The organism is Brakhagea slesvicensis (genome assembly GCF_052161625.1).
GTDB lineage: Bacteria > Planctomycetota > Planctomycetia > Pirellulales > Pirellulaceae > JBKCUI01.
This window is the reverse complement of the sequence record NZ_CP197412.1, coordinates 4,763,462-4,776,410: the sequence shown is the minus strand read 5'-3', so window position 1 is coordinate 4,776,410 and position 12,949 is coordinate 4,763,462. Positions and strand designations below refer to the sequence as shown.

Genomic DNA, 12,949 nt, shown 5'->3' with positions numbered 1-12,949 from the left:
TTAACCGAAATGGCGTCAAAACTGATACAGAGGGATACAGAAGGGATGCAGAGGGGGATCAGTAGTGGGGAGGACGGTCGTCGGCGAGGGTGCGCGGGGTGCGTTCGGATTCGACCAATGATTGGTAGCCGACATCGAGGCGCACAAAGTGATTTCGAAGGGCGTCGAGTTCGGATTGCTGGCGAAAGACGACTTTGTTGAGTTCCTCGTAGAGCTTTTGTAGGTGGGTGACGAGGAATTCGAGGTGCTCGATGCGCTGGATGTTGTCGGTTGTCATGAAGTTGATGTGGGGGTGCGGGGATTGGGAAGTGAAATGAACCTGCAGTTGGGGACGTGGGCTGGAGTACGCCTGCGGAGACTGTTTAACGAAGTGGGCTCAAGGGGTGGGATGAAGGGAACCGGAGCAAAGAGTATAGCGGAAGGGGGAAAGTGATCAGAGACGTGTGGGAGTTCGAGGCGGGGAGTTCGAGACTGAGCGAACAAGACGGGGAGGTACGGCAAGCCTTTCGAAGGTCTTGACGATGTGTCACACTATCCATCTGCATTTGCCCCAGGTTGGGTCAGTGCTCCCGATCGATGATTTCGGACGCTTTGACCGATCGCAGATCGATTGCGCGAAAACATCCGCTTCGAAGTACCGAATATCCCGAAGGAGAGAATGGGTTGACCATCGAATCGCCGCCGCCAAATCCAGACGGCATGCACAACAGCGTTCCAGACGATGTCGACTTGCTAAGTTCCTCGCAAGCGGGGTGGCTCTTGTTTTCGGTCCTTATTGTGGCGATGTGTGGGATCGCGTACGAGTTGATCATTGCGGCCGTTTCAAGTTATCTTTTGGGGAATAGTGTTGCGCAGTTTTCGATCACCATCGGACTGTTTATGTTCTCGATGGGCATTGGATCTTATTTGACCAAGTTCATTCAAAAGGATTTGGTGATTCGTTTTGTTCAGATTGAGATCGCGGTAGCGTTGGTCGGTGGATTCAGTGCTACGATTCTCTTTTGTATCTTCCCCACCTTCGCGTTGTATCGCCCAACGATGTTTTTGTTGATTGGTATTGTCGGGGCATTGGTGGGTCTCGAGATTCCGCTCTTGACCCGAATCTTGTCGAATGGCAAGGGGTTTTCGGAGTCGTTGGCGCATGTCCTCTCCTTGGATTATTTGGGCGCATTGATCGGTTCGGTCAGTTTTCCATTGGTGCTCCTGCCAAGCCTGGGGCTTTTCCGTTCCTCGTTTGCGATTGGGTTGCTCAACATAGCCGTCGCTGCGATTGCGTTATGGGTGCTGAGGAGAACGCATCCTGCATTGAGACCCTATCGATGGGGGACGCTAGCCGTCACGATGGGATTGCTCGCTGGTTTGTTTGCATCGACATGGTTGGCTCGGTTTGCGGAGGGGCAGCTGTTCGCGGACGAGATGCTTTACAGTGAGCAGAGTCCTTACCAACGGATTGTGTTTACCAAACATCCGCGAAACGGAGAGCTTCGGTTGTATTTGGATGGCCATTTACAATTTGCGGCATCCGACGAGCATCGCTATCACGAATCGTTGGTACATCCTGCGATGAGTCTGGGTGGGGATCCTAAGCGGGTTTTGATTTTGGGGGGAGGTGATGGGTTAGCGGTTCGGGAGGTATTCAAGTATCCCGAGGTAGAGCGGATCGATTTGGTGGACATCGATCCGCAGATGACGCGTTTGGCACGAGAGTTTGGTCCGCTTCGCAAGTTGAATAGAGATTCACTTTTTGATCCTCGCGTGAGAGTCCACCATGTCGATGCGTTCAACTATGTGATGGATTTGTCTCGCGTGAAGCATGAACGGGATCGAAACGGTGAGGGGGCATCCGATTATGAATATGACCGCATATTGATCGACTTGCCCGATCCGCACAGCGAGGTCCTTAATAAGCTTTATTCACGGGAGTTTTACACGATGGTATCCAACATTTTGGCCCAAGACGGGTGTCTTGTAACTCAGAGTGGTTCCCCCATCGTGACCCGTGAGGCATTTTGGTGTGTTTGCAGAACGTTGGAGGCAAGTCGATTGCGAGTCACCCCTTACCGAACCTTTCTCAATTCGTTTGGTGAGTGGGGGTTTCATTTGGCGGTGAAAGAGTCCGCATCAACCGATGCGGGGATGGCAGCCCTTCGGGACGTTCCCCTTCGCTATTTGAACAACGATATTTTGCGGAGTTCGCAGGTGTTCGCGAGGGATGACGGGCCCGTGGAGACTCCTATCAATTCGTTGTTCGAGCCCAAGCTTTACATGTTGTATGAAATGGGTTTGAGTCGATGATTTCAGGAATCGAGATACGCGGAGCCAGGACGCATAACCTGAAAGGAATCGATTTGGATCTCCCTCGAGGAAAGTTCGTTGTCATAACGGGGGTAAGCGGGAGCGGCAAGAGTTCGCTGGCGATCGACACTCTTTTCGCGGAAGGCCAGCGTCAGTATTTGGAGAGTTTATCCAGCTATGCTCGTCAATTTGTCGATCAGATGGAGAGGCCGGATGTCGACGTTATCCGAGGGCTTCAACCATCGTTGTGCATCGATCAAAAGCAAGGGAGCTTGAGTCCTAGAAGTACTGTCGGGACAGTAACGGAGATTTATGATTATCTTCGATTGCTGATGGCGCGCGTTGCGATCCCCGCTTGTCATCAATGCGGCAAGCCGATTGAGCGGCAATCCCCCAACGACATTCTGCAGGCGGTTTTGCGGTTCCCTAGCGAGTGCAAGTTGGTGTTGTTGGCACCGATGGTTTTGGGGCGTAAGGGGTCGCACGCCGATGTTTTTGATCGCATTAGCAAGGCAGGTTTGGTGCGCGTGAAGGTGGATGGAACCTTTTACGAGATGGACGACTTGCCGACACTGGCGGTTCGAAAGGAGCATACCATTTCGGCAGTCGTCGATCGGATGGTATTGAGGCCGGAGCAATCCGATCGCATCCAGGAGGCGATGTTACTCGCGTTGCGATTGAGCAATGGGTTGCTCGAGGTGCATGCGGAGACTCGGGGGGATGGAAGGGCGACCGGAGAAACGTTGGAGCAGTTCTTTTCAACACGCTTCGCTTGTACGTCGTGTGGCATCAATCTGCTGGAGGTAGAGCCTCGCACATTCAGTTTCAATAGTTCCTATGGAGCTTGTCCGGCTTGCGAAGGATTTGGTAGTCAAGACGGAGGCGAGAGCATCTGCGAGGTGTGCCAGGGGAGTCGATTGAAGAAGGAGTCTTTAGCGATCAAGCTTGAGGGGATGTCGATTGCCGATCTTTCGGAGATGTCATTGCAGGAGGCGGCCGAATGGTTTTCATCTTTATCGTTGGAGGGGAACCGGGGAGTGATAGGTTCGCCCATTCGCAAGGAGATCGTTACACGGATGCGCTTCTTATGCGATGTGGGGCTCGGGTATCTCACGCTTGCCAGGAGTGCGTCGACACTCAGTGGCGGAGAATTGCAACGAGTTCGCTTGGCAACGAGTATTGGCACGGGAATGACCGGGGTTTGTTATGTCTTGGATGAACCATCGGTTGGATTGCATCCTCGGGATACGACGTCATTGATAGAGTCCCTGCGGATCCTCCAGCAAAAGGGGAACTCGGTCATTGTGGTGGAGCATGACACCGACATGATGCGAGCTTCCGACTGGATCGTGGATTTTGGACCTGGGGCGGGGCATCGCGGCGGTCGAATTGTCGGCCAGGGGACACCGCAGCAATTCTTTGATCCGTCGTCCGTCGATACCTTTCCGGAGTCTGTTACCTCGAGGCACTTGGCTGGCGTTTTATCGCCCCCCGCTCCCATCGCGCGCGCGATCGATGTTCAACATCCCTGCATCGAGTTGGAAAAGATCCAACTGCATAACGTCGACAATGTGAATGTTCGCATTCCGATCAGACGACTGGTGGGAGTATCGGGAGTAAGTGGTAGCGGAAAGAGCACGATCGTCCACGACACTTTGGCTCCGGCTATGAAGGCAGTTCTGTCGCGAGAGTTTTGTGTGCCGCATCACCTCGGTGCAATTTCCGGTTATGAATCCATCGATAAAGTGATCGAGGTCGATCAATCGCCGATCGGTAGGTCCCCTCGGAGTATTCCCGCGACGTATTGTGGATTTTGGGATGAGATCCGGAAGCTTTATGCATCGACAAAGGATGCAAAGCAACGAGGATTTTTGCCCGCCCATTTCAGTTTCAATTCTGGTAATGGCCGATGCGAAGTTTGCAGCGGGCAGGGTAGGCAAAAGTTGGAAATGAACTTTCTGGCGGATGTTTATGTCCTTTGTCCCCGCTGTCGAGGAAACCGATTTCAACGCACGACACTTGCGGTGCGGTTCAAGGAGAAGTCGATTGCCCAGGTGCTTGATTTTTCCATTGAGGAAGCATGCGAATTCTTCAGTGAGATACCAAAGATCCATGCGCCGCTCGAAGCGTTGTGCCAAGTGGGATTGGGATATATGCCCCTCGGGCAACCTGCGACCACGATAAGCGGCGGGGAAGCTCAGCGGATTAAGTTGGCAACGGAGCTTTCTCGAGCCGGGACGGGTAACACTTTGTACTTACTTGACGAACCGACGTCAGGTTTGCATTCCGAGGATGTGCATCGATTGATCGGAGTGCTACAGACATTGGTCGACAAGGGTAATTCCGTGTTGGTCATCGAGCATCACATGGATGTTTTGGGAGCCTGCGACTGGGTCATTGATGTAGGTCCTGAAGCCGGAGTTCGCGGAGGTCAGATTGTAGGAAATGGTCCTCCGGAGGCGATTGCAGCGCAGGAGACACCGACGGGATGGGCGCTTCGTGCTGCGAGAGAAAACCGGTTGGAATGATTTGGTAGATTGCGAGGGTCGTGGGAAGAATTCCCATCGACGGGTCGGGCGGAGTAGAATTGGGCAGCAAAAGAAGATTCAACGGGACTTATTCGCTTAGGTCGCAGAGGTAGAGGACATGTTTCGAGATCGGAACTTTCGTTGGGTTTGGTGGCTGTTGTTTTGCAGTTTGATTGATTTGTCGTCAGGGCAGGTCATGGCACAGGCCACTGATGACGCGAAGGAGTTAGGCGAATTGCGTCGATTCATCGATCAGGTTCGAGAAAGCGGTGGTGACGGCAACGACTTTCGTCTCTCGCTCGATATGTTGCGTCGTTCGCCTCCTGAGAATTTGCCCATTGGAGTCTTCGATTCGGGGATTGGTGGTTTGACCGTTTTGGAAACCATTTTGCGACTCGATGCCTTCGACAACAAGACGGCAAAACCGGGGGCAGACGGCATCCCTGACTTTCAGAACGAGACATTTATTTATTTGGGCGACCAAGCCAATATGCCTTATGGCAATTACGCGAGCAGTGGACGCGAACTTTTTCTGCGGGAGCTCATTGTTCGCGACGCCATGTTCCTGCTTGGGAATCGCTATTGGTCGTCAAAAGAAGCGGTAGAGCCGAGTTTCGACAAGCCTCCGGTGAAAGCGATCGTGATTGCTTGCAACACCGCAACCGCTTTTGGTCTTGAAGACATACGCAACGCGTTGCGTCATTGGGAGTTGGATATACCGGTGATTGGCGTCGTCGAAGCGGGGGCGAGCACGTTGGTGCGCGAGCTCACGAGTGTAGAGTCCCCCGGCGCGGTTGCCGTGATGGCAACGGTCGGGACCTGCAGCAGTCAAGCGTATCCGAGAGCCATTGCGAGGATGGCTGGTCAAGCGGGGAAGCGAGTGCCGATTGTGTGGCAGCAAGGGAGTGTTGGATTAGCGGGTGCTATCGAGGGGAATCCGTCCTTCGTCCTGCCTCCATCCCAGGCAGGCAGCGACGCGAAAGCGAGGCAGGCCGAGTACCAGGGGCCGGGGCCGGCGAGCGTTTCGGCACCTCTTCTTCAGGAGTTGGCAGGAGTCTATGACTTTGAGCCGTCGGGCATTTTGGATTCGAATTCGGATACGGGGGACATGCGGCTCAATTCGGTGAGCAATTATGTGAAGTACGATGTGGTAACGATGGTGGAGAACTATCGACGTTCGGGAAGCGAATCACCGATTCACAGCGTCATCCTGGGGTGCACGCACTTTCCGTTTGAGGCGGATGCCATACGCGAGAATTTGCGTCGACTGCGAGACTGGAAGAGCGAAGAGGGCACGTATCCCTATCGGTCGATCCTGGCAGAAGAAATTCGTCTGATCGATCCTGCGGAGTGGACCGCGAAGGAATTGTTCGTCACGTTGAAGAAGACAGGACGGAATTCCAAAAAAGCTGGTTTGGATCGACCGCGGCTAGAAGGGATGTATTGGTCGGTACCTTCACCGACGGTGCGGGAGCATTGCGACGCGCAAGGCAATTTGTTGAGCGATTACAAGTACGGCAGGCGGGTCCGTTCCGATCGGGAGGAAGACACGCGGTTTGTTCCGCTCGCGCCGAAGGAGTTGCCTGGAGCATTGGCCCAATTGCTGCGGGAAAAATGTACGAATGTGTGGAAGGAATTGGAGCTGCTTTCGAGGCAGACCGGCGTCTCGGAGTGAAAACCGAGTGCGAATGAACCAGTGCGGCTCAACAAAGCAGATGCGAGGGGGTACAATCCCCGCAGGTTTGCGGTTTGGGCCGCATGGAGTTCACGAATCGTTCAAGGGAATCGCTTCAGGATGACGAATTCGCAATCGGTTTCGAGTCACCCGCAGGTCGGCGTGATCATGGGCTCTCAATCCGATTGGAGCACCATGCAGGAGGCGTGCAAGATTCTGGAGCAATTCGGGATCCCTTACGAGGCGCGGGTTGTTTCGGCGCACCGCATGCCACATACCATGATGGAGTATGCGACCCAAGCGGAGGAGAGGGGTCTCGAAGTGATCATCGCGGGAGCGGGAGGGGCGGCTCATTTGCCTGGCATGGTCGCATCGTGTACGACGCTTCCTGTACTTGGCGTCCCGGTTCAGAGCAAGGCTTTGAACGGGCTCGATTCTTTACTGAGCATTGTTCAGATGCCTGGGGGGATACCTGTCGCGACGCTTGCCATTGGCGTGGCGGGGGCAAAGAATGCGGGCTTGCTCGCAGCGAGGATACTCGGTGTCAGAGACCCATCCTTAAGACAAAAGATGTCGACATTCCTGCGAGACCAGACCGCGAGTGTGATGGAGAATCAAAGTCTCCCTCCGATAACGGCTTGAGAATCCCGGTCCTGTGGGAGAGTCGTATGCGAAAAGCAGATCGACTGCCCCATCGAGAACGCCACAGATCGAATGCAATAGAATGGAACAAGATCACGTGCAAGTCATAGAACCAGGTGCAACGCTTGGGGTATTTGGTGGAGGTCAGTTGGGGCGGATGTTCACCCAGGCAGCTCAGAAGATGGGATATCGCGTGGTTGTTTACACCGACGAGTCCCATTCCCCCGCGTCGCAGGTGGCCAATGAAACCATCCAGAGCGATTACTTGGATCCCGTTGCCGTTCGCGAGTTTGCAGAGAAGGTCGATGTCATCACCTTGGAGTTTGAGAATATTGCACTGGAGGCGGTCGCGAGAGCTTCAGAGATCGTTGCCGTCCGCCCAGGTAGGCAAGTGCTCGCGGTGGCTCAGCATCGAATTCGCGAAAAGTCGACATTGTCTCAGGCAGGTTTTCCCGTCACACCTTATTGTGAGATCCGTTCGCTTGCTGAAGTAGAAAGTGCCGGCGAGGAATTGGGCTGGCCGATGATTTGGAAGACAACCAGTTGGGGTTACGACGGGAAGGGGCAGAAAAAGGTCGCTACCCCAGCCGAGGCCAAGGAGGCTTGGGAGCTGTTGGGTCCGGAGCCGGTGATTGCGGAAAAGTGGATTCCTTATCGTGCGGAAGTTTCCGTGTTGGTAGCTCGGTCTCCACGAGGGGAAATCGCTGTGTACCCCACCTTTACCAACGCACACGCCAATCACATTCTTGACGTGACGACTTGTCCCACCGAAGGCGAGTTGGTTCAGATCGAGAGCGAGGCTCGCCGGATCGCTTGCGGGGTCGCGGAAACGCTTGGGCTGGAGGGGCTATTGTGCGTTGAGTTTTTCGTATCCGAGTCCTTCGGATTGATGATCAATGAGATAGCACCGCGTCCGCACAACTCCGGGCATTTGACCATGGAGGCATGTCGGACGAGTCAGTTTGAGCAACAGGTACGCGCCGTCTGCAATTTGCCGCTGGGAGATACTTCGTTGATTCAGCCGGCGGCGATGGTCAATCTTTTAGGAGATGTTTGGGGAGATGGTTGCCCGCGGTTTGAGGAAGCCTTTGTGGAGTCCTCGAGTTATCTCCATCTGTATGGGAAAGATCGAGCCAGGGCGGGACGCAAGATGGGGCACTTGACCGTATTGGATCAAACGGCCGAGGCGGCCAAGTCCCGTGCGTTAGCGATTCGAGAACGCCTGCGTTATCGAATGCAGGGTTGAGAAACCATGCCTGAGTGTGAAATGCTCGCTGCCATGAAGTTGGTAGGCGGACCGAGAAGGTATATTGGGTTACGAATTGAAGCCCGTAATGGAACCAAGGTGAATGCGATGCGTACTGAAATGAACACAGCGAAGGCGTGGGTAATGTCCTGGCTGATTGCGTTGATTGGGTGTTCTGTTGTTTCTGCGGACATCCTTTCCAACATCAAGACGGCAGATCCTAAGTTGGTTGGGGCGTTTCATAGCACTTTGATCCAGTCTGCGTTGGATGAAGCCAAAGGGCGGCTTGCACAGGGTGACTTGGCTGGGTGCAAGGAGCGGATCGCGAAGATCACCGAAACCTACAAAGATCTTCCCCTCGCTGAGTTGTTGATTGCGGGGTGGCTTTTCGAGTTGAATCAACCGGTACCTGCGAACCAGTTGATGCAGCAGATTGGATTTGAGTACTCGGCTCGTCAAGACACTCGTTTGCAATTGGCTCGTCTAGCCCTTACCCAGGGGAGACTCTATGAGGCCAGTTTGCATACCAAGATGGCGAGCGAGGCGGTGCCGCAGCCTGAATGGAGCGATGCCTACAAGGGTCACATGAAGGAGCTGCTTCAGGAAGTATCAGCGACGATCGAGGAGCGGCGAGGCAGGTGGGACGAGGCGCGAACTCGATACCAGGAATTGCTTCAGTCCAATCCGAAATCGCTTCCTGCGTTGCAAGGGTTGGCACGTGCTGCGTTCTATTTGAAGGACTACAACGAGGCAGAGGGCAAATTTCGTGCTCTGGAGCAATTGCAACCGGGGATGGCACCACCGACCGAGTTAGCGATGGCAGCGTTGTTTGAGGCGTCCCAGATGAACACCGAAGCGGAGGAGTGGCTTCGCAAGGGTTCGGAGCGGGAGGGAGGAGATCTTGTTCGTCGCGAGTATGCTCGGTTTCTTTTGAGGCAGAACCGCGGCGAGGAGGCGAAGGTTGTCTTGACCAAGAGCAAACCGAGCGAGGCATTGAAGTCCGATTTCGTGTTCCATGTCGCGCAATCCGAGCAGATGCTCGGGAATTTTGCTGCGTCCCGTCCTCTTCTTGAAAAACTTTGGGAGCAGAACCCAGGTAATTTGCCGATCGCCAACCATTACGTGTGGGCTTTGCTGGAGAGCGAGGATGGAGCCGACAAGCAGAAAGGTCTGCAGTTAGCCGAGCAAAATGCGCAAAAGTTTGCCTACTCCATCGAGGCGATCGCTACCTTGGGATGGGCTTACGCCAAGTCGGGTGATGCGCAAAAGGGTGAAGAGTCATTCAATCGTCCGACTGCGAATCGAAACTTGTCCCGGGATGCCGCTTATTTCTTGTTCCGCATCAAACAGTCTCTTGGAAAAACCTCGGAAGCAGAAAACGTCCGAAAAGGGCTTGAGACGTCCAAGGGCGAGTTTTATTTCGCTACTCGGTTTGCAGAGCCAACCGCGCAACCTTAGCACGGTGGCGAAGCACGCTCGCAATCTTGACCGAATCCGCTAGCGGCCGCTATATTTCAGCACCGAATGAAATCTCTGAATCGAATACAGCACCGCATGACAGCACAGAAGTTGTTGGAAACCCGTGCGGCCCGGTACCTTTCCATTACCTACCTCCCCATCGACTGGTAACCTAAGTTGGCCGAAGACACCAGGTTGGTCGGCTCGCAAGCTGCCGAGCCACCTCTTTACCCAACAGACGAATTCTTGTCCGACCTCAAGGCGGCCAGTGAGCAGCTGGAAACGGCCTCGCCCGAGGAGATCTTGGAGTGGGCGTGGAATCGGTTTGGCAGCAAGTTCACGATGGCGACGGCATTCGGCCCAGAGGGGATGGTTATCCTCGAAATGATTTCACGCATCGCTCCGACGATGTATGTGTTCAATCTCGATACCGGATACCAGTTCCAAGAGACGCTTGATTTGCGGGACAAAGTCGCCGAGAAGTATGGATTGGTTGTCGATTTGCTCAAGCCGGAGCTGACGGTTCCCGAATACGAAGCATTGCACGGCGGTCCCCTGTACATCACGGACTCCAATCGATGCTGCTTTGATCGCAAGATCAAGGTGCTTGAACGGGCAGCACTCGGCCGACACGCTTGGGCGAGCGCCATTCGCCGGGATCAAAGTCCGGACCGAGCCACGGCCCCGATCATTGGATGGGACAAAAAGTTTCACTTGGTGAAGGTCAGTCCCTTGGCCAACTGGACCAAGAAACATGTTTGGAACCGGATCTTTGAGAAAGAGATTCCGTACAATCCGCTCGTGGACCAAGGGTACACGAGTATCGGATGCTGGCCTTGCACGCGTCCAACCAGTTTTGGTGAAGATGAGCGAGCGGGGCGATGGAGCGGGACGGGGAAAACCGAGTGCGGTCTACATACTTCCGATTGATCGATGGAATGGAAGGCTCCTTTCGTTATAGGACTGAATCGTGACACAAGCGACGGACGGGAGTGGTGGGCTCTCTTTGGCTAAGGTCCCGCATGTGCGATCCGATCGCGGAGAGTGGATCTTTGCGATTTCGCTGGACGCTTGGGGGCATGTGCAGCTCGTGGATGCAGAGGGTGTCACCTATTCGAATATCAACATCATCCCGATGTTTCCGCTAACGGCTCCTGAACGCGGAATTTCAATTCTCGATCAAGAGTTTGAGGAACTGCTTTGCATCGACTCGCTCAGTGAGCTTTCGGAGCAAGCGTCGGGGTTGCTCAAGCAGGAGTTGAAGCTTCGCGAGTTTATCCCTGTCATCCAACGAGTGATCAGCGTCTCGGGCAAAACAGAGCCGTGCGAGTGGCTGGTGGAAACCAACCATGGCATCACCCGTTTCGTTCTCAATTCGGAAGAGGATGTTCATCGAGTTTCCAACCAAGCGGTCAATATACTAGATGCGAATGGGATGCGATTCCGAGTCGAGGATCTTTCGGCTTTAGATCGACGTTCTCGAGCGTTCATCGAATGGTATGTTTAGTCCGCGACTCTTCTCCGTCGCCAGCTACTTAGTCGCAGAGAGTCTGTTTGCTAGTAGATGTGCGATCATCATCACTGAGACTTGCGTATTTCCGCAGGGTTGGGATGGAAGGATGGAACCGTCGCACACGTAGAGTTGCGATACGCCGCGAACTTGAAAATCAGGATCACACACCGCAAGCGGGTCGGTGCCGACGGAGCAGGTTCCGATGTAGTGGTAGAGGGTGGTGGCGAACCGCGACAACGACGCCGCGACTTGTTCGTCGCGCTGCCTTTTGGTTCCAGGCAAAATTTCATCGCCGATAGAAAGCTCGCACAAGCGGTGCATCGGATGGTTTCGGATCCACTGGATCATTTTTATGAAGACCTCACGGTCCTCGGGTTCCGCAAGATAGTTCGGGTCTATTTCGATTTGGCCGGAGGGGTTCATTCGCACGGTGCCGCGACTTTGGGGGTGAAGCGGAGTGATGCCGATACTCATCGCCTGGGTTGGTTGTTCTCGAATCGGGTATTCCAGGTAATGAGTGGGGGTCAGATGAAGTTGCCCATCGAGTGGCATCGTAGCTAGGTCGCAGGTATTGGAATTTCCGGTGGTAAGTTTCCAGTCCCCTGATTGGGTTGACGACAGGAAAGACCCGAGTTCGGCGATATTAGAAGTCATGAGTTGGTTTGTAGCGGACAGCCAATCCTGTATGTCCTCCCGCCCGAACCGACTGGGAAGTGTTGGCAGGTTTGAGCGATAGATCACCGGAAAGATCAAGTGGTCTTGCAGATTCCGACCGACTTGCGGTGACTCGATCCGAGGTTCGATTCCAGCGGCAGCCAATTCTTCGCATCTTCCCAATCCGCTCCGCAGAAGGACTTCAGGGGAGTGGAGTGCACCCGCGCAAAGGATAACCCCGCGGTTGGCAAGGAGGGACTGTTGTGTGCCAGAAACCGGATCCGTGATTTCAACACCGATAGCGGTTTGGTCCTTGAAAAGGATTCGATTCGTATGCAGACCTCTCAGAACCTGCAAATTGGAAACCGGCGATGGAAGTTTGTTCGCTTGCCAGGCATTCAGTCTGCGTCCTGATCGAAGGGTGCGACGGTAGGGAAAAAACATTGCCTCTCCATCGCAATCTCTAGCATGGAGGAATGGTTCCAGGGAAGGGTGGACAAAGGGAACCATCGGGAGGGTATCAGGCTCTGGGAAATAGGAGAGAGCAACGCGCTTCAGCGCATCTTGTTGTTCTGCAATTTTCCAGTTACCACCGGTAATCGATTCCCAATCGGAAAGGTTTCGAAGAGAGGGAGGAGACCAAATCATCGCATTGACGAGGGAGGATCCGCCCAGTCCCTTCCCGGCGGGTAGAGGAATGCGGCGATGCGCCAATTCCGATTGTGGTACCGTCTCAATCGGGTGGCAGAGGGGGCTTTCGCGAAAAAGCCATGGATAAAGGATCGGGATTCGAGAATTTCGATGCGTAGCCCGAGTTCCTGACTCCAAGACCGCGACGGTTCCTAATTCGCGGCGTGCCATTTCCCAAGCCAGTACCGAGCCGGCTGAACCAGCACCGACGACGATGTAGTCAAAAGACTTGACGCGATAGACCAATT

General features: G+C 54.2%; 10 protein-coding genes. 8 read left to right on the top strand and 2 right to left on the bottom strand.

Annotation, left to right across the window (positions count from 1 at the left end; genetic code table 11):
• Positions 1 to 58: 58 nt before the first annotated feature.
• The gene (locus SH467x_RS18095) at positions 59 to 277 is read right to left on the bottom strand and encodes a SlyX family protein (RefSeq protein WP_482368500.1); all 219 of its coding nucleotides are present in this window, start codon (positions 275 to 277) and stop codon (positions 59 to 61) included.
• Between the two features lie 299 nt (positions 278 to 576).
• On the opposite strand from SH467x_RS18095, the gene SH467x_RS18090 reads away from it, so the two are divergent.
• From SH467x_RS18090 to SH467x_RS18055, 8 genes are all read left to right on the top strand, one after another.
• A complete protein-coding gene (locus tag SH467x_RS18090; protein WP_482368499.1) occupies positions 577 to 2,295 on the top strand; it encodes a polyamine aminopropyltransferase in 1,719 nt (572 codons plus the stop codon).
• Positions 2,292 to 4,823, top strand: coding sequence for an excinuclease ABC subunit UvrA (locus SH467x_RS18085; RefSeq protein ID WP_482368498.1), 2,532 nt, complete (start codon positions 2,292 to 2,294; stop codon positions 4,821 to 4,823). The genes SH467x_RS18090 and SH467x_RS18085 overlap by 4 nt, the downstream gene beginning before the upstream one ends.
• Positions 4,824 to 4,941: 118 nt before the next feature.
• Positions 4,942 to 6,498: a glutamate racemase gene (locus SH467x_RS18080; RefSeq protein ID WP_482368497.1), complete on the top strand. Its 1,557-nt coding sequence runs from the start codon at positions 4,942 to 4,944 to the stop codon at positions 6,496 to 6,498.
• 120 nt (positions 6,499 to 6,618) lie between these two features.
• Positions 6,619 to 7,140, top strand: coding sequence for a 5-(carboxyamino)imidazole ribonucleotide mutase (gene purE / locus SH467x_RS18075; RefSeq protein WP_482368496.1), 522 nt, complete (start codon positions 6,619 to 6,621; stop codon positions 7,138 to 7,140).
• Positions 7,141 to 7,222: 82 nt separating this feature from the next.
• The gene (locus tag SH467x_RS18070) at positions 7,223 to 8,386 is read left to right on the top strand and encodes a 5-(carboxyamino)imidazole ribonucleotide synthase (RefSeq protein ID WP_482368495.1); all 1,164 of its coding nucleotides are present in this window, start codon (positions 7,223 to 7,225) and stop codon (positions 8,384 to 8,386) included.
• 6 nt (positions 8,387 to 8,392) lie between these two features.
• The gene (locus SH467x_RS18065) at positions 8,393 to 9,844 is read left to right on the top strand and encodes a tetratricopeptide repeat protein (protein WP_482368494.1); all 1,452 of its coding nucleotides are present in this window, start codon (positions 8,393 to 8,395) and stop codon (positions 9,842 to 9,844) included.
• A 177-nt stretch (positions 9,845 to 10,021) separates the two neighbouring features.
• Positions 10,022 to 10,774, top strand: coding sequence for a phosphoadenylyl-sulfate reductase (locus SH467x_RS18060; protein ID WP_482368493.1), 753 nt, complete (start codon positions 10,022 to 10,024; stop codon positions 10,772 to 10,774).
• A gap of 40 nt (positions 10,775 to 10,814) precedes the next feature.
• The gene (locus SH467x_RS18055) at positions 10,815 to 11,351 is read left to right on the top strand and encodes a DUF1854 domain-containing protein (protein ID WP_482368492.1); all 537 of its coding nucleotides are present in this window, start codon (positions 10,815 to 10,817) and stop codon (positions 11,349 to 11,351) included.
• 24 nt (positions 11,352 to 11,375) lie between these two features.
• On the opposite strand, the gene SH467x_RS18050 is transcribed toward SH467x_RS18055, so the two are convergent.
• Complete coding sequence (locus SH467x_RS18050) at positions 11,376 to 12,947, bottom strand: GMC family oxidoreductase (protein ID WP_482368491.1); 1,572 nt, start codon at positions 12,945 to 12,947, stop codon at positions 11,376 to 11,378.
• Positions 12,948 to 12,949: the final 2 nt, after the last annotated feature.